We start from the raw sequence: 25,351 nt of genomic DNA, 5'->3' as shown, positions 1-25,351 counted from the left end.
GTGTTCAGTAGTATTGAAAGGAGGGGAAATTATGTCATCAGCATATAAGGAAAAAGAATTAAAATTGAATAACGGTCCAAAACTTCCAGGACGCCCCGGTGGATTTGGCAAGCATCATCGTGGCCCAGTAGTAAAACCAAAAAACTTTAGTGCAACTTTAAGAAGGTTATGGCATTACTTTGGGAATGAGAAGCAGCGGTTAATGCTTATTTTTATATTTATTTTATTTGATGCAGGCCTTATTTTAGTTGGACCTTACTTAATTGGTAAAGCCATTGATGCTATGGGGACAACAACTGGTACAGTTGATTTTGACCTTCTTCAAGTTATTGTAATCGCGTTGCTTGTTGCTTATGTTGGAAACGGAATTCTTACCTTTTTTCAAGGATGGATGATGGCAGGAGTTTCCCAACGGATCGTGAGGGGCTTGAGACAGGAATTATTTGCAAAGCTGCAAAAGCTGCCAGTCGCATTTTTTGATACACGAACACACGGTGAACTGATGAGTCGGTTAACGAATGACATTGATAATGTCAGTAGTAGCATCTCTCAATCTACGACACAATTAATGAATGGTGTTATTGTTTTAGTTGGCTCGTTTGTGATGATGCTCATCCTAAGTCCATTATTAACGGTTGCAAGCTTAATTACGATTCCGCTTGTATTTTTACTGACAAAAACCATTACGAAAAGAACAAGTCTTTTATTTAAAGGGCAACAGGAAAAGCTTGGGATGTTAAATGGCCACATTGAGGAAACAATTTCTGGCCTTCATGTAGTAAAGGCTTTTAACCGCGAGGAAAAAGTGATAGAACAATTTGAACAATTAAATATAGAGCTTCGTAAAGTTGGATTAAAAGCACAAATATGGTCTGGATTTTTAATGCCAATTATGAATATTATTAGTAATCTCGGATTCGCAGTAGTAGCAATTGTTGGTGGTATTCTTGCTGTGAAAAGCTTTATAACGGTTGGTGTAATTGCTAGTTTTTTAACGTATTCACGGCAATTTTCTAGGCCGCTTAATGATTTAGCGAATATTTACAATATACTTTTGTCAGGAGTTGCCGGAGCTGAGCGGGTATTTGAAATTTTAGACGAACAAGAGGACCCTGTAGATCCACCTACAGCAATTCCGTTAACAAATCCCAACGGCCATGTCGTATTTGAAAATGTGAGCTTCGGCTATCGGGAAGATGTACCTATTTTGAAAAATATTAGCTTTGAATCAAAAGCCGGTACTAGTACGGCTTTGATTGGTCCGACGGGAGCAGGGAAAACGACAATTGTAAACCTGCTGACGCGATTTTATGATGTAACAAGTGGCAGGATTTTAATAGATGGTCGTGATATTAGAGATTATACAAGGGATAGCTTGCGGAAAAGCTTCGGAATTGTGCTCCAGGATACATACTTATTTTCCGGCACAATTAAAGAAAATATTAAATATGGCAGACCAGATGCTTCGGATGATGAGGTTATGCAGGCGGCAAAGCTTGCAAATGCTGATGTATTCATCAATCGCTTAGAAAATCGATACGAGACGATTTTATCAGAAAATGGTGGGAACTTGAGCCAAGGACAAAGGCAGCTTATTGCAATTGCGCGCGTTATTTTGGCAAGGCCTGCCTTCTTAATATTAGATGAAGCAACAAGCAGTGTAGATACTCGTACAGAGCATCATATTCAGGATGCCTTGCAGCATGTGATGGAGGGGCGGACCAGTTTTATCATCGCCCATCGCCTAAATACGATTCGAGATGCAGATAAAATTATGGTCATTGATCATGGGGAGCTTGTTGAACAAGGAATTCACGATGAGTTGATGTCACAAAAAGGTAGATACAATAAGATGGTAATGAGTCAGATATAATAGCAAAAAATACTATTAACCCCTTCAGTTCGGGAAATCACGATATCGGAAGTTGTGATCCCGAGTTGAAGGTTTTTTTTGTTTTTGCTGCTATAAGAATCAACGACTGATAAAGATTTTCGACCGGGAGGAAAAAAATGGGTAATTATGGCCATCATCTAAACAAGTGGGAATACGATATTGGTCTCAACAAGCGGGGGGATGGGTAAATATGGCAGTAGGACAATAAAAGTTTAATTTAGGACAATAAAATGCCCGTTCCGGTTAATAAATCTACTTTATCCGCTAATAAAAGTACTTTTCAGGATAATAACCGTTCTCAATGTGGTTATCGATATAAAAACAGTGAGGAAAACCTTGTGAATCAAGCGCCATATCGCACGGAACTATAATATATTTATAAAATTTTAATAGCTAATTATATTTTAAATTTAAACAGACTGCAGAGTAATACTAAATAACGGAAAACAATTAACAAAATTGTCCAATCTTAAGAAATTCTTAAGATTTTTAATAAATGAATGTTAAGATTTGCTCGTTACAATGGAATCAGCCTAGAGAACACATAGCAAGGAATCGGGTTGTAACTAAAAAGATGTTGGCTTACGAATGCAAACCTATTTTGCGTACAGCGAAGGAGCGGGGAGTTGTCCACCACTAATTATTTTTCCGGAAAAATATGCATGCTATAATTTGGAAAGGAGTGTGATCAATAATGAGCAATTATAACGTACTCGTAGTCGATGATGAAAAAGAAATTCGCGATGCAATAGAAATCTATTTGAAAAATGAAGGCTTGACCGTTATTAAGGCACAGGATGGCATTGAAGCAATTGAAGTACTTAATGAGCAAGAAATTCACCTTATCATTTTAGATGTAATGATGCCAAAGCTTGACGGAATTTCTACCACTTTTAAAATTCGTGAGCAAAAGAATATTCCAATCATTATCCTCAGTGCAAAGAGTGAAGATACTGACAAAATTCTAGGACTCCAAGTGGGCGCTGATGACTATGTAACAAAGCCGTTTAATCCACTTGAGCTCATTGCTCGCGTGAAATCCCAGCTGCGCAGGTACGTGACGTTAGGTACATATGAAGGCGCAGAAAAGCTCATTGATCTTCACGGCTTGACGCTCGATCAATCAGCAAAAGAAGTTGCCGTTAATGGCGAACCGATCAAACTAACACCCATTGAATATAAAATTGTGGAACTACTAATGACAAATGCAGGACGAGTATTTTCAATTCAGGAAATATACGAACGAGTGTGGAATGAACCTTCCTATAACGCTGAAAATACGGTCGCTGTTCATATCCGTAAAATTCGTGAAAAAATAGAAATTGATCCGAAAAATCCGAGATTTTTAAAGGTGGTATGGGGAATTGGCTATAAAATTGAAAAATAAATTACTTCCCATTGTGATTTGGATTGTGTTGTTAACATTTGGACTAAGCGGTTTGTTATCAGGGTTCAACAATAGCGGTTATTATGCGAAACGAGATTATTTTCAAACTGTTCAATTTCAAGATGACTATCACCGTTTTCTAGACTTATTATCAGGGTTTGAATTAAGCGAGCTTACAGCAGAAAAAGCAAAGAAGCTTATTACCGTTACGAATGCTGAGATAGACGAGCACCGTTATCGTTATGGAGACCTATCAGCTCAAGTATCAAATATTAAAGAACAGTATGAAGACAAGATCCAACAGGCATTAGCGAGCAACAATGAAGAGGTCGCCCAAATTTATATGGCAGAACGTGATCAAAAAATAGAGGATATTACAAATAATTTCAAAAGCGATGACCACGTTCGTGCGAAAATTATTAAAGAAAAAGAAGCACATATTGATGAATATTTCACCTTTCTTGAGAGACAAAAAGAAGAATTTTTACAATATAAAAATACATTTAAGTATTATCTCAAAAATACGAAAACAGGCAAGGTTTATTCAAACTTAGAAGCTATCCAATTCGATAGCAATACATCAGATAAAATTAAGAACTCATTAGTAGAGGACCAAATTAACAAGGGCAATATGGCGTTTATTAGAGATTATTCAAATCATGACCTTCTTTCAACCGAAGGGAGATATCCGATTGGCTATGACGATATTATGCTCCCTATTATAAATGGATCGGTCGAAAAATATGAGGGACAAATCGCGATTCCAAAGGTTGCTCCACAAGGAAGAACGGAATTGCAAAACTACTACAATTATCAAAAGGAACAGCTAGTGTTTTATATTCACGTAATCACTGGTCTGGCAGCTCTTGCTATCTGCTTGTTAATTTATAAGAAAACGAACTGGATCAGAGCAATTTCTTTCGAAAAGTGGCAGCGATATTACATGCGTGTGCCAATCGATGTCAAAATAGTTGTCTTTTTAGTTTCTTGTTTAGCAGCATTGTTAGCATTAACAAGTTCGCATTATATTTATTATGATTATTATTTTTATAATAAATTAGATGATATGGTGATTTACCTTGGTGGTGGAGCAATTTTTGTTGCATTATCACTAGTTCTAGGGAAAATGGTCGTTACAAGATTGTTAGACAGCAAAAATGTAAAAGCTGACTTCCAGAAATCTTTAGCTTGGAGAATAGTTGGGGCTTTGCAGTCAGCGTTTTTAAATCGGCGTGTTGGCACACAAATGATAATCCTTTTGGCGGTTATTTTTGGGTGTGGCATAGGGGCAGTTATCGTTTTGCTGGATCCAGTATTTCTCATTATTTATGTACCTGTTTTACTAGTAATAGGTATACCAGTTTTCATATTACTAATGAAGCGTATTGGTTATTTTAATCAGATTGTCCATAATACTAGTGAATTAGCACAAGGAAACTACGAACCAGATTTACCAATTAACGGGAAATCAATATTAGCAAAACTAGCTGAAAATATTAATACTTTAAAATACGGTGTGAAGGTCTCGCAAAAAGCACAAGCAAAAAGCGAGCGCCTGAAAACCGAGCTAATCACAAATGTAAGCCATGATTTGCGTACACCGTTAACGTCGATTATTACGTACACAGAGCTGTTAAAAACTCCAGATTTAACTGACGAAGATCGTAATTCATACATTGAAATCATAGATCGCAAATCGAAACGGTTAAAAGTATTAATTGATGATTTATTTGAGGCATCAAAAATGGCAAGTGGCAATATGGAGCTTGTGAAGGAAAAGGTTGATTTAGTTCAACTTCTGCAGCAAACTTTAGCAGAGCATGATGAAGCACTTAGTGAGTCAAGCTTGCAGCTACGGATTACAAAGCCAGATACACCGCTATATGCACATGTAGATGGACAAAAGTTATGGCGGGTGTTTGATAATCTTATCGGCAACATTTTGAAATATTCTTTAGAAAACACTAGAGTGTATATTTCAATGAAACCGTCAGCTCGTAAAGTAGAAATCGAGTTTAAAAATGTAGCAAAATATGAGCTTGGTGGTGACATCGATGAATTATTTGAGCGCTTCAAGCGTGGCGACACATCGCGGCATACAGAAGGCTCCGGTCTTGGGCTCGCAATTGCAAAATCAATCGTTGACCTTCACGAAGGCAATTTAGATATTTATGTTGATGGTGATTTATTCAAAGTCGTCATTACGCTAGATTTAATGTAATAGTTGTTATTATGGAATGAGGCGCTTTTGCGCCTTTTTGTTTGTTTAGGATCTACGAAAAGAGCTTTTTGAAACTCGTGGGTAAAGTGGCCAAACTCGTGGGTAAAGCGGCCAAACTCGTGGGTAAAGTAGCCAAACTCGTGGGTAAAGTAGCCAAACTCATGGGTAAAGTGGCTAAATCCTTGAAAAATAAACGGAAAAATTCCGATAATATTGTAAAATACTGATATTTCCTAAAAATAAAAGGGGGGTTTCCGTATATTTTATCCAAACCTAGGATTTTGTCTTATTTAAGGAAGGGAATCAGAATTTCTCCGCTTAACTCGGCGTTAAAAGCCTCTCGAAAAGAAATTAGCTGGAATTTCTCCGTCTAGAATTTTTTTATTCGGCGGAATAGTTCAATTACTGGAGATATGATACACAAAATATATACATCATCTTTTCTTCTATTGAATGGTTGTTAAATCTACAGTTTTTCATTAAACTTCTATTATGCTTTAATTATGGTTTATTAAAAAAATCGGGAAAAATCTGGATGCTTTATTAAAAATTTGGAGAGATGTGCCTTGGACAAAAAACAACAAAATGAGATCGTTGAGCTTTGTTTGCTTGCGGGTAAGATTATGCTGCAAAGCGGGGCTGAAACGTATCGTGTTGAAGATACGATGACGAGAATTGCGGCTTCATTTGGAATTGAAGAAACGCACAGTTATGTAACTCCTACAGGCATTATTTTTTCTGTTGATCAATTAGAAACGACGAGGCTAATACGCATTTTAGACCGGTCAACAGATTTGCAAAAAGTGACAATGGTAAACAGTGTGTCGCGAAAAATTAGTAGTGGGGACTTAACACATATAGAAGCGTTACAAGAACTAAAACAAATTGATGCAACAAAGCATGCGTATTCAATCTATACACAGGTCATTGCTGCAGCAATTGCAAGTGGCTGTTTTTTAATTATGTTTAACGGTGGCTGGTATGATTTTGTTCCAGCAATGATAACTGGAGGTCTGGGGTATTTAAGTGTCGTATATTTTCAGAACTTGGTGGAAATCAAGTTTTTTGCCGAATTTTTATCATCGTTAATCATTGGCTTACTATCAGTTTTATTTGTCACGACAGGAATTGGACTTGAACTGGATAAAATTATTATTGGCTCTGTTATGCCGCTCGTACCCGGTCTGTTAATTACAAATGCTGTCAGGGATTTGATGGCAGGTCATTTAGTGTCTGGTTTGTCAAAAGGTGCCGAAGCATTTTTAACCGCGTTTGCGATTGGGACCGGTATTGCGATTGTTTTCTCATTTTCTTAAAATTCAAATCCAAAAAAAGTTTAAACTATTGTACAACCTAATGTAGAAACCTACTGTAGAAAGGAATTTATAGATGATAGCGCAGCTTTTTACAAGCTTCATTGCTTCGGCAGCATTTGGGGCAATCTTTAATGTACCAAAACAAGCACTTATAAAATGTGGCTTTGCAGGAATGGTAGGCTGGATCATTTATATTGTGTTAGAAAGACAGTATGCGTTTGATACCGCCCTTGCAACAGTTATTGCAGCCTTTTTTATTGCAGTTGTCAGTCAATTCTTTGCAAAAATTTATAAAACACCGATAATCGTATTTAATGTTTCGGGAATCATACCGCTTGTCCCAGGTGGTTTGGCCTACGATGCAATGCGCCACTTTGTTGAAAATGACTACAATTTAGCAATCCAACTCGCAGCAAAGGCATTTGTAATTTCAGGCGCTATTGCAATTGGCCTAGTTTTTTCAGAGGTAATTAATCAAATAATCCGACGATCTAAAATGTAAATCAACGGTAGACTAGCGTTTTACAAAAGCTGATGAAAAATTTAATTGTAAGATAATAACAATTAACGATCTGAATTGTTTTGTGAAAATTTGTACGATAACTATGTAATTCAATTCCTACTACAAATTACTATTATTAGTATAGTGAAGAAAACAGTACAAAAAATCCACTTTTTGCCATAGCGAAATGTGGATTTTTTTTTATTTTTCTTACAAAATTTCGACAACTTTTGCTTTGCTACTGTAATAAAATTTAAAACAAGCTATTTGAAAGCAAGGACAAAAAATTATCTTAATATTTAAATTTTGTATTGTAATTTGGGTAATATTGTAATATATTCTAAATAGTTTTAATTTTGTAAATATTTTTCAAAGAAATAAGGGGGTAACTACATGTTAAAAAAATCGCTATCATTTCTTGCGACAGCAACACTAGCATTAGGTTTATTAGCTGGCTGTGGCGGAGGTGGACAAGAGCAAACAAGCGGGGGAGCAAGTGAACCTGCAGCAACAACAGAAGGCGGCGGGGGCACTCAAGTTATTAAAATCGCTACTCAAAGTCCTCTTTCTGGTGGAAGTGCAACAGTTGGTGAATCAATTAAACTAGGTGCACAGCTTGCTATGGATGAAAACGCTGAAAAATTTAAGGGATTAGGTTTTGAATTACAATTAGTGCCTTACGATGACCAAGCTGACCCGAAAAAGGGTGTTGCAAACGCACAGCTAATGGGTTCTGACGAAGCAATCCTAGGTGTTGTTGGTCACTATAACTCTGGTGTAGCTATACCATCTTCAGAAATCTATGAAAAATATAATCTACCAATGGTATCACCTGCAAATACGGCAACTGATATTACTGATCGTGGTTTGAAAACAGTGAACCGTATTGTTGCTCGTGACGATTTCCAAGGTCCAGCAGGTGCAGCATTTGCTGTCAATACACTTGGAGCTAAGAAAATTTTTGTTATTCAAGATAAAACAGCTTATGGTACGGGATTAGCAGAAGCATTCAAAGGTGCTGCTGAAGAGCTAGGTGCAGAGATCGTTGGCTTTGAAGGTATTACGATTGGTGAGAAGGACTTCAACGGTGTAATGAACGTTGCAATGGCGCAAAATCCTGATCTAATCTACTTTGGTGGTATGTATACGGAAGGCGGTTTAATTATTAAGCAAGCTCGTGAAAAAGGATTTACTGGCCCAATTATGGGTGGGGATGGAATGGATTCCTCAACACTAGTTGAAATCGCTGGTGACTCTGTTATTAACGCATATATAACCTCAGCAGCGGGTGTTACAACTGCTACTGAAACAGGTCAAAAATTTGCTGAGAAATATCAAGCTGAATTTGGCAAAGGTATTGAATCATATTCTGCATATGGATATGATGCGATGAGTGTACTTCTTCTAGGTATTGAAGAAGCAATTAAAGCAAACAACAATCAATTACCAACTCGTGAGCAAATTGCAACAGCTGTTCGTAATGTAAAAGACTACGAAGGTGTAGTTACAAAAGTAAGCTTCGATGACATCGGTGATAACGATTTTGCAAAAATTTTCATCTACAAATTCGAAGAAGCTAGCTATCCTGCAGCACAAGTTGATGAGGTTAGTAAATAATCAAGGTAGGGCTTGATATTAATGTAAACACTCAAAAAAATAATCAATGTCCGCCAAACAAAAGGGTGGAATTGAGCAGATTAGATGCAATAAAAGGGTATTGACTATTGTCTTTACCCTTTTCTTCTCATGTTATCGTTAAGATTGAAATTATTCTACTTTCTTTATGTACGAGTAATTGAATGCAAAATCTATACAACCCTTACTCACTTCGTAATATGCGGTAAAAGCAATTTTCGTACAAATTACAGTATCAAAAATTATAACAAAATATCAGGAAAAGGTGGGTGACATCGATGTTAACAGAAGTCCTAGGTACTCTCCCGCAAGTATTAATAGATGGATTGACGTTAGGGGCCGTTTATGCAGTTGTTGCATTAGGGTATACAATGGTTTACGGAATTTTAGAATTGATTAACTTTGCTCACGGTGAAATTTTTATGTCCGGTGCTTTTATAGGTACGGCAATCTTAATTTCCTTTACGAGCTTAGGATTGATGACTGCTATGCCTGCGCTATTGGCGCTTATAATCGTTCTTTTAATTACATCCGTGTTGACAGGGCTTTTGGGTGTAGGGATTGAAAGAGTTGCATACCGACCAGTAAGAAATTCCCCAAAATTAATTGCTTTAATTACAGCAATTGGTATTTCCTTTGTTTTACAAGATTTAGTCCGCTTTATTACAGAGCTAAAAAAAGGAAATTACATATTAACGGGGCCGAGTCTTTTTAATGATCAAATCGTTGTAAAGACTTCGTCTATCCTTCCCGTATTTAGTGATGCTTCATTTAAATCCTCATTTCTTATTGTGTTAATCACAGCAATTATTTTAATGGTTGGCTTAGATTTTTTTATAAATCGGACAAAGTGGGGCATGGCAATGCGAGCTGTTGCTCAAGACCGTGAAACGGCTTCATTAATGTCTGTTAACGTTAATAAAGTAATTGCTATTACGTTTTTTGTTGGTTCCGCACTTGGCGGCGCTACTGGCGTATTATTTGCCGTTCAATATGGAACGATTGATCCTTATATTGGCTTTATTCTTGGATTAAAGGCATTTACAGCAGCTGTTCTTGGTGGCATTGGTAATATTCGCGGTGCAATGTTTGGCGGGTTGCTTATAGGAATGCTTGAGATGTTTGCTGCAGCAAACTTAACAATCTTAACAAATGGTGTGTTTGGTGCGGAATATAAAGATGTATTTGCGTTCTCTATCCTAATCCTAGTGCTTATCTTTAAGCCAGAAGGCTTATTCGGTAAAGCAACAACAGAGAAGGTGTAGGTGACTAAACATGAAAAAATTTCTCGAAACCGTTAAAGAAAATAAAAAGTACCAAGGAATCCTGATTATCGCCTATATTCTTCTAACTGCGTTAAGTCTAATAATTGCACAAAAGTCTGTTATCGCCTTTCTATTATTGTTGGCGTCATTATTGCTGTTGCATTTTACAGGATTAAGCAATTTTAAGAAATGGATCATTGCAGGAGCTGTTTTAATTGTAATTTTACCCTTTGCAGCTAGTCAGGGACCGGCCTATCAATCCTACATGGAGGTTGCTTCTTTTGTAGGAATATATGTAGCGATGGCACTTGGTCTAAATATAGTCGTTGGACTAGCAGGTCTTTTAGATTTAGGCTTTGTAGCCTTCTTTGCTGTTGGTGCTTATACGTACGGTATTTTTGCAACAACGCAAGCGTCGGAATTTTTATCATTTGGTGAGTTTCCTTTGCCAGGTGAAAGCTTTTGGCTGTTTTTAATATTTGGTGGGATCGCCGCGGCGATTGCAGGCGTACTAATCGGGGTTCCGGTATTACGTGTTAAAGGAGACTATTTAGCGATTGTAACCCTTGGATTCGGTGAGATTATTCGGATTGTATTTAATAACTTAGATCGTCCTGTTAACATTACAAATGGCGCAATGGGGTTAATATCCATTGAACCACCGCGACTATTTGGAATTGAGTTTATGTATCCAAGCCAATTTTACTATATCGTTCTTGGGATTTTAATTATCACTGTTTTTGCTGTACGCCGCTTAGAGTATTCAAAACTAGGACGTTCGTGGAAAGCAGTTCGTGAAAATGAAATTGCCGCACAAGCAATGGGTATTCCTCTAGTAAGAACAAAGCTGTTAGCATTTGCAATTGGGGCATCTTTTTCTGGTGTAATGGGAGTTGTCTTTGCAGCAAAACAAACTTTCGTCGACCCAACGAGCTTTACATTACTTGAATCGATTACAATTCTTGTTATGGTTCTGCTTGGTGGTATGGGTAGCGTACCTGGTGTTATTTTAGGTGCAGCTGTAATGACAATTTTAAATCTTCAAGTGTTAACGGAATTTACAAATTGGCTAAATCAGTTAAGCCTTCAAGGTGTTATTTCGATACCGGATGCGCTTTCTCCGGCCAAAATGCAACGTCTCATCTTTGGAGCAATATTAGTTGGTTTTGCGCTGTACCGACCGCAAGGACTTTTACCGGCAAAAAATCCGATCTTTGACGTTGAAAAGCTAATGAAAGGCAAAGGCAAGGTTGGAAGTAGTATTTCTGGAGTGAATGCAACTGTTACGAAGGAGGCGGAGCAAAATGTCCATCTTGACAGTTAAAAATTTAACGAAAGCCTTCGGTGGCCTTGTTGCCAATAATGATATAAGTATGGATGTAAAAAAAGGTTCTATTACTGCGGTAATTGGCCCAAATGGAGCGGGGAAAACGACCTTTTTTAATATGGTAACGGGTGTGTACCAGCCTACTAGCGGAGACATTCTTATGGATGGAAAATCACTTGTAGGACTTAAGCCACATGTTGTTTCAACGCGCGGTATCTCAAGGACGTTTCAAAATATTCGTCTTTTTAGCAGTATGACGGTATTAGAAAATGTAATGGTAGGTATGCATACCCATTTAAGAGAAGGATTACTTAGCACGGTTTTAAATCTTCCTATTTTTAAAAAGCAGGAAAATTATGCAGAGCAGGAAGCGTACAATATTTTAGATTACATCGGGCTTAGTAAATTTGTAAATGAAGAGGCACGTAACCTTTCCTATGGTGCGCAACGTCGTTTAGAAATTGGCCGTGCCCTTGCGACAAGACCAAAGGTGCTTTTATTAGACGAGCCTGCAGCAGGTATGAATCCAAAGGAGACAAAGGAACTCACGGATTTAATTTTTACGATGCGTAATGAGTTTGATTTAACAATCATCTTAATTGAGCATGACATGAAGCTTGTAATGGAAATCTCAGAGCACATAGTTGTGTTAGACCATGGCGAAAAAATTGCTGAAGGAACTCCTGATGAAATACGAACAAATCAAAAAGTAATTGAAGCATATTTAGGAAAAAGTTCAGCGGACCAATCGGTTTCATAAGGGGGCAGACAGATGAGAACTAAGCATATTTTGCAGTTAACCGATGTAAATACATTTTATGGTGGAATTCAAGCGTTGAAGGGAATCTCTATTCATGTAGATGCTGGAGAAATTGTTACATTAATTGGAAGTAATGGGGCTGGCAAATCAACAACGTTAAAGACAATAAGTGGTCTTGTCAAGCCAAAAAGTGGTTCCATATTATATGAAGGAGTGGATATATCCGCTAGATCACCACATGATACAGCATTATCGGGAATCGCTCATGTTCCTGAAGGGAGAAGGATCTTTCCGAAGCTCACTGTTAAGGAAAATTTGGAAATGGGTGCCTTCTCTGTAAAAGATAAAAAAGTAATAAAGGAACGAATGGAGCAGGTATTTCATTATTTTCCACGGGTCAAAGAACGTTTGTCCCAACAGGGTGGCACCATGAGTGGCGGCGAGCAGCAAATGCTAGCAATCGGCCGTGCCCTCATGATGAAGCCGAAAATTCTTATGCTAGACGAGCCGTCAATGGGACTTGCACCTATCATTGTGGAGCAAATATTTGAAATAATAAAAGAGCTAAATGAAGAAGGAATGACCATTCTACTAGTCGAACAAAACGCCTTCCAAGCATTAAGCATCGCTCACCGCGGATACGTCATCCAAAATGGTGAAATCACATTAAGCGGCCCAGGCCACGACTTAATCACAAATGACCATATAAAAGAAGCATACTTAGCATAATTCAAAAATCAATAGAGGATGCCAAACGGCAAGAGGATGCCAAACGGCACCCTCTTTTATTTTGGAAAAAATCCCACCAAGCATCACTCATGCAAATGGGAAAAATTCCCGGGGTCAGGAACCTCTATGGACACCTCTATGGCACCTACCCTGGCACCATGCTTGTAATTCTTTGATCAAAGACTATATTTTAGCAGTTATAGAAAAAATAATAATAAAAAAGTTATAGAGGATGGTTCAAATTGTTCAATTACAACAGGCAAAGCAGACAAAAAGTAAAGGAACAACGAAAAAAAACAAGGGTTCTATTGCAGTTGTTGTTTGTAGTTGTTGTATCAATGTTCATAACCGGAATCCTTTTGGTTACGATAGAATCATTTATTCGAGGGAATTTCCAAGAGACAAAAATATGGTTTACTGAAAATCGCAATCCGTTTCTATTGAATTATGTAATATTATATACAATATTTCTCGTCCTTTTCGGAATTAGTAACGACTTATTAATAACTTTGTTAATGTACACAATTATAATTGGTGCTCTGACTGTCATTAATAAATTTAAATTTTTGTTTTTAGGAGAGTATTTATATCCTTGGGACATCCTGCTATATCAGCAATTATTCAATTTACTTCCGCAGCTTATAGGCGATGTGGACATGAAGATTGCTGGATTGGTTGTTATAGGTTTGGTGATATCAATAGTTTTTATTATTTTTCTAAAAAAGAGGATAGTATTTTTAAATTTCAAATTAACGGTTATTAGTAGAGTTGGTTTATTAATTGTCAGCTTAAGTTTGTTAGTTTCTTTTTTTGTTTTTCGGCAAACTCCGCTGAATCAATTATTTACAAATATGCAAATAGAAAATCGGAATTGGAATCAAGCTGTAAATTATCGAATCAATGGCTTTTTATTAAGCTTTGTATTAAATACGGAAAGTACGCTTGTTTTTGCCCCAGAAGGCTATAGCCAAGAAAATATTTCGGAAATTTTAGCTAATATAAAAGCTTCAACTCCTAAGAAACAGGCGCATGCCGTGCAAATGTTACTAGAAAAGCCGAATATTATTTTTATCATGAATGAGGCATTTTGGGATCCGACACTGCTAAGCTCTGTGAAGTTTAGTGGAGATCCAATGCCTGCAGTACGACAAAATCAGAGTGGTTTACTGCTATCTCCGCAATTTGGTGGAGGTACAGCAAACATAGAATTTGAAGCCTTAACAGGTTTGAATGTTTCATTTTTACCAGCCGGTTCGATTGCGTATCAGCAGTTTATCGGACAGCCCGTTCCGTCGCTCGCGTCAGTATTGTCAAATCAAGGCTATGAATCAATTGGAATTCACCCTTACTACGATTGGTTTTGGAGCAGAAATAAGGTTTATGACCTAATTGGTTTTAGTGAATTTATAAGCTTAGATCAATTTAAGGATGCACAATACCGGGGGCCATATATAGGCGATAATGAAGTGAATAAAAAAATTCTCGAAAAAACAGAACAGATAGAGAAACCGGTTTTTATTTATGCGGTAACAATGCAAAATCATGGTCCTTATGAAAAAAATCGCTATAGTCAGCATGAGATCTCGATTGAAAGCAAAGAGCTTTCTGAAAACTCGCTTTATTCATTAGAAACATATACACAAGGAGTTGTAGAAGCTGATCAGGCGTTCGGGGAGTTGATTCAGTATTATAAAAATTCAGCAGAGCCTACAATTATCATCTTTTTTGGCGATCACTTGCCGTTTTTGGGCTCGGATTATTTAGCTTATAAAGAGGCAGGCTATATTAACAATGAAGCTGGTGAAAACTGGTCGCTAGGGGAATATCACCGGATGAGAACTACACCACTGGTAATTTGGTCTAATTATTTAGAATCAGGTCAGAAACTTGAAATGCCAAGTACAATCAGCCCGTCGTTTTTAGCACCGTATATTTTTGATTTAGCAGGATTGGAGCAGCCGTTATTTTATCAATTTTTACAACAATTTAGTAAGGTTCTGCCAGGACTTTCGGTACCTGTGAAAACTGACCCTCAAGGGACCCTTTATAAAGAAACACCACAAGAGTTCAAGGAAATGGAAGACATGTATTTACGACTCCAGTACGACATTCTATTAGGGAAGCAGCATAGCGTTGAGGAGCTGTTTCGATACTAACATTATGAATTTAGCGCTATTATAAATATTGCACATAATTATAGCTGATAGGTACTGTAACAGAAGAAAGATAATAAATAGTGTTAGTCAAAATAAGTGTGAATGTACAATCCTCTTATGTATTTATCCATTTATGACTGATGTTTCGGATAAGGTGCCAGGTTGGTGTCCATAGAGGTGTCCATAGAGGTTCCTGACCCCGGCAATAATTCCCATATTTCCTGAGAAATGTAAAAAAGGCGAATGTCTTGGTTTAAGACGGTTCGCCTTTTTTGTTTGGGTGCACTTTGCCGCTTTATTATCGGTTATGGCGTGCTGAGCCGATAGGAATCTTCATTGTTTGCGCTGTTATTGTTGTTATCATGATCATTGTTGTTATCATAATCGTCTTCGTCTTTGTCTTTCCATTTCGACTTGCTGTGGCAGCTAGGCATAAAGCCGTTTTCCTTCATTTTTTCAAAGCGCTTGTCTAACTTTTCTTTTATTTTGTCACCTTTTTCCTTTGGCATGACTCCAAATTCGACATGCTTGTCAATTAGTTCCTTTTTCTTATTAAGCATATCCTTGTGAAGTTTTTCAAGCTGCTTTTGCTGTTTCTCTGTTAACTCAACCTTTGTTTCAGGAGTACCCGTGCCATTCATGTCCTGTTCGGCCAACACGGGAAGTGATAATCCTACAGATAAAATTAAAGCACACAAGTAAATCGTGAATTTCTTCATGACTCAAACCTCCAATAAGTATTTTTACATTGTTAATATGTATCGGAGTTGTGAATATTATCCATGAAAATAAAAAAACCTTACCCAAACTTATCTCGGATAAGGTTATTCTTCATATGGCATATTACAAATCATTATGACTTAGATTCAATACATATCCCTTTTAAAAAACAATTTACACATCTTTATACGTATCGCGTACCTTTAATAATTCATCTAACTTATCAAAAAAGACATCAACAAGCTTTCCATCAAAATGCTCATTTCGTTCTTCTTTAAAAAGATTTAAAATACGGTCAAGCTCCCAAGCTTTTTTATAGCAGCGGTCACTGGCGAGAGCGTCAAAAACATCAGCAATAGCAGTGATTCTTCCATAAATATGAATTTCCTCACCTTTTTTGCCGTTTGGATAACCGCGCCCATTCCATTTTTCATGATGCTCATTCGCAATAATGGAAGCGGCTTTAAGAATATGGCGTTTTGAATTTTTAAGGAGGTTATAGCCAATGCTTGCGTGGGATTTCATAATCTCAAATTCTTCATCCGTAAGCTTTCCAGGCTTCTTTAAAATATCATCAGGTATTGCAACTTTTCCAATATCATGCATCGGCGAAGCCATTTTAATTAGCTCCGTTTCTTCTCTTTTCATTCCTAGCCCATCAGCTAATATCCTTGAATATTCAGCAACACGTTTGACATGATTCCCCGTTTCCTTCGAACGGCTTTCGCCAATCTCCCCCATTGTATAAATAATTTCTTTCTGTGTTTCTTCTATTTCATATTGAAGAAATGCCGATTCTAGTGACTTTCCTGCATAAGTAGCAGCCATCTCTAGATTTTTTAAATCTTGTTCTGAGAAAATACCAATACTCGTCATTTTATTAATTGCCTGATAACAACCGATGATTTCCTCTTCATGATTTCGAAATGGAATGACGAGCATTGCTTTCGTACGATATCCTGTTTGTTTATCAACATTTTGATTGAAACGTTTATCATTATAAGCATCTTCAATAATAATTGATTCACCGGTATGGACAGTATGACCTGCTAGTCCACTTGTTGATGGCATTTCAATTCGATCAACCCCATGTGCAACCTTCGTCCAAAGTGTATCTTTTTCTTGATCATAAAGCCAAACAGTACAACGGTCTGAAACAATAAGCTCCCTTCCCATATCAGCCATAAGCATAAGCAATTTGTCTAAATCCTTTTCCCCGGAAATTTTTGCTGCATATTTAAAAATAACTTGAAGCATTTCATCAGGTGCCAATTCTTTTCGCAATTTTGGTTCTGATATACTCATCATTTCATGCATGACGATCACTCCCTAAATACAAGCCTATTTTATAATTTAAGAATAATCCAAACTATTCCCCATGTTAAGACATTTCTGTTTATTTAAAAGATTTTAATAAAACTTTATATCAATTAATAGGAGAATTTTGTTATAGTAATAGTAGATTAATAGAATATTATGGATGAAAAAGTTACATGTAGGAGATGAAAAGATGAAAGGGTATAAGTGGAAAAATCTGGTTGCCGCGGGGATAATTAGCTTATCGTTATGCTTTCAAACATCAATCGCAGATGGAGCTTATAAACCAGCAAATGTAAAAACAGTGGCAGGTTCAGGGGAACTAGGCTATCAAGATGGGGCGGCAACTATAGCAAAATTTAATGGCCCATCTGTTGCAATTGAAGCGGGTGATGGTTCTTTTTATGTGTCAGATACGGAGAATCATCGAATTCGATTGGTTACGAAAGATAACCAGGTAAAAACTTTTGCAGGGACAACATCTCAAACAGATGAATATGGTTTTGCTGTTGGTGGTTTTAGAGATGGGAATGTAGGTAATGCAATGTTTAATGAGCCGAAAGGACTGGCATTGTCAGCTTCAGGTGTGCTATATGTTGCAGATGCAGGGAATAACGCTGTAAGAGCAATTGATAATGGTGTCGTACATACAGTGACTAGTGATTTACAAGGTCCATCTGATATTGCAATCACTGAAAGTGGAGACTTAATTGTCAGTGACACATTGAATCATCGGATTGTAAAAGTAACGGAACAAGGTGAAGTTTCTGTACTAGCAGGCGGTCGTTATCGTAACGATGGTGATTGGCTAGTAGGTGGTTACGCAGATGGACAAGGTGCTGCTGCACAATTTAATGAGCCATCTGGCTTGGCAATTGCCGCTAATGGGGACATTTATGTAGCAGATACCGGAAATCAACGTATTCGTAAAATTGATTCATCAGGAAATGTAACAACAGTTGCAGGGACTGGTGCTGGGAAAATGACAGATACAAGTTATATTGTTGGCGGCTATGCTGATGGAGATGCGGCACGGGCACAGTTTAATTTCCCAACAGGTTTAGCTTTTGATAAAGAAGGGAATTTATATGTTGCGGATACGTTGAACCACGTTATTAGAGTGATAACAACAACCGGGAACGTTTCAACTGTGGCCGGAATAGCTTCAGAAAGTGGAAATAAAATTGGCTCGGAATTTACAGCACAATTTGATCGCCCTTCTGATGTTTCTGTTTTAAAAAATGGCAAACTATTAGTAGCAGACCAAATGAATAACAAACTAAGAATGATAGATTGGTATCAGCTCCCAGCAGGTGTTGGAACAAGCGGAGATGATATAGGAGTCGTTTATAATAATAGTTCAATCCAATTTGATGATGCTAAGCCAAAAATGGTGAATAGCCGTACGTTAATACCATTACGTGCTGTTACAGAAACATTTGGTTATGAGGTTGATTGGAACGCAGAAACAAAAGGAATCACAATTATTAACGGTGAGCAAACGGTTGTATTAACAGTAGGCGATAAAAATGTAAAAGGAACGAATACGTTTACAATGGATGTTGCGCCAGAGGTAGAAGCAACAACAAATAGAACTTACGTACCGCTTCGATTTATTGCCGAAGCATTTAACCTCCAAGTTGATTGGTTAGGAAATGAAAGAGTTGTTTTGATAAGATAGAAGTTTTTTCTGAAATGTTCTTATTTTAAATTCAACTGGAAAATGTGCAACTATTTTATTGATGAAAGGAAACTATTGATGAGTCCATTTGATGTTCTATTACTAGGTCATTTAATCGGGGACTATTTGTTCCAAACAAGCTGGATGGCAGCCAATAAGGCGAAAAATTGGACAGCGTTGTTCACCCATGCTTTTGTCTATACAGCTGCTGTTGGAATTGTGGCATGGATTGGCTTTGGCGGACTCTCAATTTGGGGAATTCTGCTAGTATTTGGTTTGCATAGTTTCTTTGATCGCCGTACTTTTGTCGTTTGGTGGGTTCGCACGATAATGACAGCAAAAGGAAAAGAATCAGGCTGGCTTATCATTATGGCCGACCAAGTGTTTCATTTATTGACGTTAGCGCTGGCGTTGCAGATTTGATTGTAAAAAAGGTAGACTATAGCACGAAAACTAGTAGTTTTGGCCAGATAAATGTGATTCATATAGAAAAAAAGGAGAGCTGATCACTTAGGTAGTGATTTTCTCTCCTTTTGATTTTGGATATAAAACCATTAATATTTTTGGTTATATATCGTTTATTAAAAAATTAAATTAATTACTCGTAGATAATATAACAGTTGCCGCACCTATAGGTTCCAACACGTCAGGTTCATCATTATAATAGGCAGTAATTAGGAATGTATATTCAGTTGAAGGATCTAACTCTTCAACGTAATGTACTGTAGAACCATCAGCATCACAATCCGATTCATCTACGTATACTAACAGCTCTTTATCTAAAATACCGTCTCTTCCGTATTGAATTATATAATTATAGCCCCAAGAGTATGATTTAAAATTCCATTTTAATCCTATATAATCTGGGCCGCTGTCATAGTGTTCAAAAAGATCAAATTCATCATCTAGCGTTTTTATGCTTATTGTTGAACCAGCAATTGTATCATCACTACTATCAACTGCTTCGACTCGAACAACATATGTTTCATATAGGTCTAAATCACTAAATCTAATTGTATCACTTGTTGTAACTTCATGAGGTGTATCGTTTAAGTATACGTTATAATTGGTGGCTTCTATATAAGAATCCCATGATAAATCGAATGATGAAGACGACACATAATTAAATCGTGTATTTGGGATGATAGGAAGCTCACTTGTAGATACATTTAAAATAGATGTAGCTGCAATACCCAATTCATTAACGGCTACAATGCGAATATTGTAATTATTATTTGGCGCTAAGTTTGTTATTGTATAGGTAGTATCTCTAATATAGGTATTATCTGTTATATGATTGCCTGTTAGTAATATGTCATTTAGGAATATATGGTATCCATTAGCTGGGATTCCATAATCACCTTGATATTCGTCCCAGTTCAAAGTAATAGAATCATTCATTGGTTCAGATATCAGGTTGTTAATCTCTGGTACTTTTTCAAGCGTGATATCAACTGCTTGAGTATTTGAAGGTGATAAATTAATAATGTTAGTTAACTCTATATAACCATAGGAAAATAATTCAAATCCGTTGTAACTAGGAAGTTCGTAATTTATATACATAATATCAATATTAGCAGGTATAGCCAATTCATATATAGCTGAAGTTGTATTTGGCTGCAATATTATTGTTGCTGAACTACTGCTATCAGCAGTAATTGAAACCTCTAGTGGTTCTGAAAGCCCAATAAGACCAGGTGGTAAGCTAACTGTTCCAGAAATGGTTGCACTTTCAACAAATTCTATATTTATCATCTGATCATAGAAAGAAATATCTTGCACATTTGGTATTACTATAAAACTTCCAAGTAGATTGAAATTAGCTGTAATTTGATAGTAATGATTATTGTACTGAGAATCTCCAAAATATTTTTCCTCAATTTTTACGATATTTAGATACCCAAGTTGATTTTCTTCTTGATCAGTAACATTAAATACGAAATCGGATGGAGACAAATTTCTAATATAATTACCATTTTGATCTTTAACTTCAATATCAAATACAAAATTATTATTCCCAGGTGCCATTTCTGGAAGATTGTTAATCCATATTTCTGAAGGATCACCAATTGAAACAATTATATTTGAAGGATTACTCTCTTTTCCATCTACTGTCTGCGTAACATAATAACTTTTACCGTCCAAAGTGACGATAAACCGCTCAAGTTCACTTGCTTTATCAATAGTTTCAACAAGGGAATTGTCATTTGCATCATATAGCTTCAAAGTAGAAGAAAATTCATGTCCTTGGATATTAATATAGAAATCATTCCCATCAGCGAACCCGAAAATAGTTGGTGTTGGTGGTAATGGAACAGGATCATCGGTGCCACCACCGCCACCACCCCCAGTATTTGTAGCTGGTTGAGTTGTCTCAGTCGGACTTTCAGGTACTGGTGGTGGGCCAATATCTTCGATTTGCTCATCCGTCATGCCTGCTTCTTTAGCTGCATTTGTAACTTGTTGCTGAGTAGTTTGCGTTTCTGTTTTTAACTGATTATTTTCATTAACTACATTATCAAGTGTTTGGTTAAAGCGTGATCGTAATAATTGCTCAACCTCAGACTTGATTACTGCTTGGTTAATTTCATTTAATACAGTCTCTTGAATGCTTGCTAAGTTAGCGGCAGTTTTTGATAGCTCAATTGCTTTTTCGAGCATTTCCTGTTGTTCTGAAAGTTCAAACATTTGTTGGTTTTCAATAGCTTGTTGGTTCGTTTCTCTAATTGTTTCAGTTAAATCCTGAATCATTTCAACAATCACTTCTGGTTCAACTTGTTGAACGAGCTGCTTGACGTCAATTGGTTTTGCTTCAGATATTGGTTGCTGGGTGGATTGTGTAACAAGTGATTGATTAAATCCAACTAGCTGTTCTGATTGACCAACTTGCCCAGTGCTGCTGCTTGTTCCACTTGAACTGCTTCCATTATCACTATTTTGGCTAACCCCAACCATACCATCTAAAACAGAAACAGATGCCTCTCCTGTTATCGGGTCTGTAGTAACTAGGAAGTGTGTTCCACGTACACCCATAACGGCTGTTGGCGTTTCAACATCATATTCGTCATTGGCATTTGAAAGACTTTTGACACTATTCCAGACTTTTCCTGAAACAACCTTTACCTTTGTTTGCTTTCCATTGTTTTTGTCTTTAAGCTTTGAAATGGAAAGCTTCGAGCTTGGAGCAACAGTTGTTTTTGAGCCATCGTCATAAACAATGTTAGCGGAACTTTTTTTAACTGTACGTACCGAATCCCCTTCTGAAAGGCTCATTCCATCCTTCGCTTTAAATTCCCGTGATCCGTTCCCCTTTTTTATGTATACCTCACCCTGGACCTCTTTTATAACAGCGACACGAGCCGCATCTACATGAAAAAAGGCAGGGAGGAGCAATGAAAAAAGTAATAGAATTGATACCCATACTTTTATTAACTTCATATCGAGTCCTCCTTGCAAAAATAAAAAAATAGAAGAGAGAGGAAATTATTCCTCTCTCTAATATTATAGTATTATTGTCGCAATAAACATTAAAATTTGCTAAAAATTTAGTTTATTTGTAATTATTTGTCTAGAAATATAACTTACAAACAATTTCATCATGCGCTTGCGTTATTTGGTAATTTACGGCATATCTCGTCTGGTATAATCAAGAATTTCAATTTCAAATGACTGTAAAAAATCTTGATCATCATAATAAGAATCATTTGGGATAACGTAAAAGCCAACCCAACCTGTATAGTCTGGTATGCAAACAGTAGGATCGATAGTGAAATACATATTTCCTTGTGAATCAGTTTCTATCATAGGTGGGGTAATTGTACCATCGTAATAATTAGACTCAACTTCTATTCGATCAACTGTATTGGCTGTCATAGCGACTCCATTAAAATATGGTTGGAAATAAACCTTAAAAGCTTCCTTATATGGTTCAATCTTTATAGGTGTATGATAAATAGCCATTTCATTTGGTGTATCTAAAGAAAATTTTACGTATTGCCCAAATTTAATATTAAGAGTAAGAGGAATGTAATTACTATATATGTCACCGATATTATCATTCCATTTATGGGTAAGGCGCAATTTATTAAAATCATAATTTGATGGTACAAGTTCGAACTTAAGAGAAGATTTATTATTGTCATCAATAATATATACACTTGCAATGGTTTTTTCTTCTTCGATTGGTTGACCATATTGGTCAGTGCCTTGAATTTCTACTAATTTAAAATCATCTGCATCTTTATTGATATATTCATTTATTAGCTCATCAAAATCTAACTGAATTGTTGCCGGTGTAGTTGTATAGCTTATGTTAGTAATTTTTGGAGCTTCATAGTCAACGTATTTTATTCCAAAGGAGTTGACTATACGGAAATCAGAATTTTTTGCAATTCCAAGGACAATTGAGTATTCACCATAAGGTAAAGATTCATCAAGAGTTAATGAGAATACCCCATCACTATTACTATAAATTTCAGACTCTTTAATTGGATTATCACCATTATATATTTGATAAGAAAGCTCTTGCACAAAATTATTTTCAAACCTAGTCTTAAAGTTTAACGTATAAGGCAGCGAATATATTTCAAACGGCTCCGTATAACCATATTTACTAGTATAAATCGAATACTCAAAATCACCGTTTTTGTCACGATCAAAGATTGTTTGTGTTGATTCATAATCTATTTGTTGATCATTTAATGTAAAACCGTTACTATCTTTAATTGGATTTGTCATATTTTTTGTATATTTTATTGAAAGTATGATAGGGTACTCAATGTAAATCCCACTTTCACCAAGAGAATCATATGATAATGATAGTATTAGTTGATTTTCATTTATGATAATATTAGACACATAAATCCGATCATATTGATATGTCAAATTTTCCCCATCATAATAGGATTCCTTAGAGTATATTTCAAAATCATCCAAAGAAGGAACAGATGATGGATCAAGCTGGCTATTAAAAGTAATCGTAAATTCATTAGTGTCCTCAATGGCATTACTACTAACTATTGCTAATCCCTCTATCGGTTCTTCCCCAGCTGTAACAGTAATGGAAGGCAAACTTTCAGTTCCGTTTACCGTTTGCGTAACGTAATATTTCATACCGTCATATGGCAGGGTAAAATAATTGAATTCGTTCATGGTTAAGTCAATTTCAAAATAAAGCGAAAAAGTATCTCCTATCAATTGATATAACTTTAAAATTGCTGCAGGGTCATAATCGAAAACATCTATATAGAAATTCGTTCCATCACCTTCCCCGGAAATTCTCGGTGCACTTGGGCGTTCGTCAACATTTCCGCCACCACCACCAGAACTACCACCATTTGAATCCGGTGCTGGACTTGGCGGAGTTACCGGCACATCTTCCGGTCCAAATTCATTAATCTCCTCTTCTGACATACCCGCATTACTAGCAGAATCCGTTATTTGTCCCCGCGCGCTTTCAGTTGATGACCTTAACTCCTGATTGTCTCTCATAACACTTGCAATAGTCTCGTTAAATCGTGATTGTAACAATTGCTCAACCTCTTCCCTAATAGCAGAAGAGCGATTAATCTCGGATAATACATTAGCTTGAATTTTTGCTAATTCTGCAGCTGTTTTAGATAACTCTAGTGCGTTTTCAAGCAAATCAAATTGCTCTGTCTGTTCAAATAATTCATGGTTTTCAAGTGCTTGTTTTTGTTTTTCTTGGATTGTTTTGGTGAGGTCTTGGATGATTTCAACAATGACTTCGGGTTCAACTTGTTCGACAAGCTGTTGAACGTCTAACTCTTTTGCATCCGAAAGCGGGGCATGAATCGTTTCTGTGGATAGAGTTTGATTAAATGTAACGAGTTGTTCGGCTGTATTAGTTCGATCACCGGGTCCATCGCTAGAGCCAGAACTGTTTCCAATATCACTGTTTTGACTTACACCTATTGTTCCGTCTAATACTGATACGCTTGTTTGTCCTGTAATTGGGTCGGTTGTTACAAGAAAATGAGTTCCGCGTACGCCCATGACTGCTGTAGGGGTTTCAACATCATACTCGTCATTGGCGTTTGAAAGGCTCTTGACACTGTTCCATACTTTACCTGATACGACTTTAACCTTTGTTTGATTGCCAGCATCCTTGTTTTTTAACTTAGCAACAGTAAGCTTGGAGCTTGGGGCAATCGTTGTCTTTGATCCGTCATCATAGACAATGTTGGCCGAGCTTTTTTTGACAGTACGGACAGAGTCCCCTTCGGAAAGGCTCATTCCTTCCTTTGCATTGAATTCGCGCGTTCCATTTCCCTTTTTTACGAAGACCTCACCCCTCACCTCTTTAATAACGGCAACTCGTGCTGCATTAGCTTGATAAAAGGCAGGAATTAGTAACGAAAAAAGGAGTAGAAATGAAACAAGCGCTTTTGCCCGCTTCATATAATTTTCCTCCTTAAAAAA

At 36.8% G+C, this 25,351-nt stretch carries 17 protein-coding genes; 13 read left to right on the top strand and 4 right to left on the bottom strand.

Annotated features, from left to right (window positions below):
• Nucleotides 1-31 precede the first annotated feature (31 nt).
• The 11 genes from D612_RS0116900 to D612_RS0116845 all read left to right on the top strand — a co-directional run bounded on the left by D612_RS0116900 (nucleotide 32) and on the right by D612_RS0116845 (nucleotide 15,192).
• A complete protein-coding gene (locus D612_RS0116900) occupies nucleotides 32-1,873 on the top strand; it encodes an ABC transporter ATP-binding protein (protein WP_017756686.1) in 1,842 nt (613 codons plus the stop codon).
• Nucleotides 1,874-2,588: 715 nt separating this feature from the next.
• A complete protein-coding gene (locus D612_RS0116895; protein ID WP_017756685.1) occupies nucleotides 2,589-3,281 on the top strand; it encodes a response regulator transcription factor in 693 nt (230 codons plus the stop codon).
• Nucleotides 3,259-5,502, top strand: coding sequence for a sensor histidine kinase (locus tag D612_RS0116890; RefSeq protein WP_017756684.1), 2,244 nt, complete (start codon nucleotides 3,259-3,261; stop codon nucleotides 5,500-5,502). The genes D612_RS0116895 and D612_RS0116890 overlap by 23 nt, the downstream gene beginning before the upstream one ends.
• A 566-nt stretch (nucleotides 5,503-6,068) precedes the next feature.
• A complete protein-coding gene (locus D612_RS0116880) occupies nucleotides 6,069-6,818 on the top strand; it encodes a threonine/serine exporter family protein (RefSeq protein ID WP_017756682.1) in 750 nt (249 codons plus the stop codon).
• A gap of 73 nt (nucleotides 6,819-6,891) precedes the next feature.
• Nucleotides 6,892-7,320, top strand: coding sequence for a threonine/serine exporter family protein (locus D612_RS0116875; protein ID WP_017756681.1), 429 nt, complete (start codon nucleotides 6,892-6,894; stop codon nucleotides 7,318-7,320).
• Between the two features lie 393 nt (nucleotides 7,321-7,713).
• The gene (locus D612_RS0116870) at nucleotides 7,714-8,937 is read left to right on the top strand and encodes a branched-chain amino acid ABC transporter substrate-binding protein (RefSeq protein ID WP_017756680.1); all 1,224 of its coding nucleotides are present in this window, start codon (nucleotides 7,714-7,716) and stop codon (nucleotides 8,935-8,937) included.
• Between the two features lie 296 nt (nucleotides 8,938-9,233).
• On the top strand, nucleotides 9,234-10,220 hold the full coding sequence (locus D612_RS0116865; protein WP_017756679.1) for a branched-chain amino acid ABC transporter permease: 987 nt from the start codon (nucleotides 9,234-9,236) through the stop codon (nucleotides 10,218-10,220).
• Nucleotides 10,221-10,230: 10 nt separating this feature from the next.
• A complete protein-coding gene (locus D612_RS0116860) occupies nucleotides 10,231-11,544 on the top strand; it encodes a branched-chain amino acid ABC transporter permease (protein ID WP_017756678.1) in 1,314 nt (437 codons plus the stop codon).
• Nucleotides 11,525-12,307 (top strand): ABC transporter ATP-binding protein, encoded by a 783-nt coding sequence (locus D612_RS0116855; RefSeq protein WP_017756677.1) that lies wholly within the window; start codon nucleotides 11,525-11,527, stop codon nucleotides 12,305-12,307. The genes D612_RS0116860 and D612_RS0116855 overlap by 20 nt, the downstream gene beginning before the upstream one ends.
• Nucleotides 12,308-12,319: 12 nt before the next feature.
• A complete protein-coding gene (locus tag D612_RS0116850; protein WP_017756676.1) occupies nucleotides 12,320-13,036 on the top strand; it encodes an ABC transporter ATP-binding protein in 717 nt (238 codons plus the stop codon).
• A gap of 242 nt (nucleotides 13,037-13,278) precedes the next feature.
• Nucleotides 13,279-15,192 (top strand): LTA synthase family protein, encoded by a 1,914-nt coding sequence (locus D612_RS0116845; protein ID WP_017756675.1) that lies wholly within the window; start codon nucleotides 13,279-13,281, stop codon nucleotides 15,190-15,192.
• Nucleotides 15,193-15,497: 305 nt separating this feature from the next.
• On the opposite strand, the gene D612_RS18535 is transcribed toward D612_RS0116845, so the two are convergent.
• Together D612_RS18535 and D612_RS0116835 are read right to left on the bottom strand one after the other, a co-directional pair.
• On the bottom strand, nucleotides 15,498-15,911 hold the full coding sequence (locus tag D612_RS18535) for a YckD family protein (protein ID WP_017756674.1): 414 nt from the start codon (nucleotides 15,909-15,911) through the stop codon (nucleotides 15,498-15,500).
• Between the two features lie 175 nt (nucleotides 15,912-16,086).
• The gene (locus D612_RS0116835) at nucleotides 16,087-17,229 is read right to left on the bottom strand and encodes an HD domain-containing phosphohydrolase (protein WP_017756673.1); all 1,143 of its coding nucleotides are present in this window, start codon (nucleotides 17,227-17,229) and stop codon (nucleotides 16,087-16,089) included.
• 193 nt (nucleotides 17,230-17,422) lie between these two features.
• Here D612_RS0116835 and D612_RS0116830 point away from each other — a divergent pair, with 193 nt between their 5' ends.
• Nucleotides 17,423-18,910 (top strand): NHL domain-containing protein, encoded by a 1,488-nt coding sequence (locus D612_RS0116830; protein WP_017756672.1) that lies wholly within the window; start codon nucleotides 17,423-17,425, stop codon nucleotides 18,908-18,910.
• Nucleotides 18,911-18,988: 78 nt separating this feature from the next.
• Nucleotides 18,989-19,333 carry a DUF3307 domain-containing protein gene (locus D612_RS0116825; protein WP_017756671.1) on the top strand — a complete coding sequence of 115 codons (345 nt, stop codon included), beginning with the start codon at nucleotides 18,989-18,991 and terminating at the stop codon, nucleotides 19,331-19,333.
• A 171-nt stretch (nucleotides 19,334-19,504) separates the two neighbouring features.
• Here the strand turns inward: D612_RS0116825 and D612_RS18855 are convergent, their stop codons facing one another.
• Both D612_RS18855 and D612_RS0116815 read right to left on the bottom strand, forming a co-directional pair.
• Entirely contained in the window at nucleotides 19,505-22,348 is a 2,844-nt protein-coding gene (locus tag D612_RS18855) for a fibronectin type III domain-containing protein (protein ID WP_017756670.1), read from the bottom strand.
• Nucleotides 22,349-22,531: 183 nt separating this feature from the next.
• Nucleotides 22,532-25,330 carry a FecR domain-containing protein gene (locus D612_RS0116815; RefSeq protein ID WP_017756669.1) on the bottom strand — a complete coding sequence of 933 codons (2,799 nt, stop codon included), beginning with the start codon at nucleotides 25,328-25,330 and terminating at the stop codon, nucleotides 22,532-22,534.
• Nucleotides 25,331-25,351: the final 21 nt, after the last annotated feature.

The sequence above is a fragment of the Calidifontibacillus oryziterrae genome, from assembly GCF_000331575.1.
Classification (GTDB): domain Bacteria; phylum Bacillota; class Bacilli; order Bacillales; family Bacillaceae_J; genus Calidifontibacillus_A; species Calidifontibacillus_A oryziterrae.
Note: the sequence above shows the minus strand (reverse complement) of the source record. Positions and strands in the feature narration are given on the sequence as shown.

What these genes read in the sequence shown, in the direction of transcription:
- D612_RS0116900 (WP_017756686.1), top strand. Translation starts at nt 32, where the DNA reads ATGTCATCAGCATATAAGGAAAAAGAATTAAAATTGAATAACGGTCCA.
- D612_RS0116895 (WP_017756685.1), top strand. Translation starts at nt 2,589, where the DNA reads ATGAGCAATTATAACGTACTCGTAGTCGATGATGAAAAAGAAATTCGC.
- D612_RS0116875 (WP_017756681.1), top strand. Translation starts at nt 6,892, where the DNA reads ATGATAGCGCAGCTTTTTACAAGCTTCATTGCTTCGGCAGCATTTGGG.
- D612_RS0116870 (WP_017756680.1), top strand. Translation starts at nt 7,714, where the DNA reads ATGTTAAAAAAATCGCTATCATTTCTTGCGACAGCAACACTAGCATTA.
- D612_RS0116865 (WP_017756679.1), top strand. Translation starts at nt 9,234, where the DNA reads ATGTTAACAGAAGTCCTAGGTACTCTCCCGCAAGTATTAATAGATGGA.
- D612_RS0116860 (WP_017756678.1), top strand. Translation starts at nt 10,231, where the DNA reads ATGAAAAAATTTCTCGAAACCGTTAAAGAAAATAAAAAGTACCAAGGA.
- D612_RS0116855 (WP_017756677.1), top strand. Translation starts at nt 11,525, where the DNA reads ATGTCCATCTTGACAGTTAAAAATTTAACGAAAGCCTTCGGTGGCCTT.
- D612_RS0116850 (WP_017756676.1), top strand. Translation starts at nt 12,320, where the DNA reads ATGAGAACTAAGCATATTTTGCAGTTAACCGATGTAAATACATTTTAT.
- D612_RS18535 (WP_017756674.1), bottom strand. Translation starts at nt 15,911, where the DNA reads ATGAAGAAATTCACGATTTACTTGTGTGCTTTAATTTTATCTGTAGGA.
- D612_RS0116835 (WP_017756673.1), bottom strand. Translation starts at nt 17,229, where the DNA reads ATGCATGAAATGATGAGTATATCAGAACCAAAATTGCGAAAAGAATTG.
- D612_RS0116830 (WP_017756672.1), top strand. Translation starts at nt 17,423, where the DNA reads ATGAAAGGGTATAAGTGGAAAAATCTGGTTGCCGCGGGGATAATTAGC.
- D612_RS0116825 (WP_017756671.1), top strand. Translation starts at nt 18,989, where the DNA reads ATGAGTCCATTTGATGTTCTATTACTAGGTCATTTAATCGGGGACTAT.
- D612_RS18855 (WP_017756670.1), bottom strand. Translation starts at nt 22,348, where the DNA reads ATGAAGTTAATAAAAGTATGGGTATCAATTCTATTACTTTTTTCATTG.
- D612_RS0116815 (WP_017756669.1), bottom strand. Translation starts at nt 25,330, where the DNA reads ATGAAGCGGGCAAAAGCGCTTGTTTCATTTCTACTCCTTTTTTCGTTA.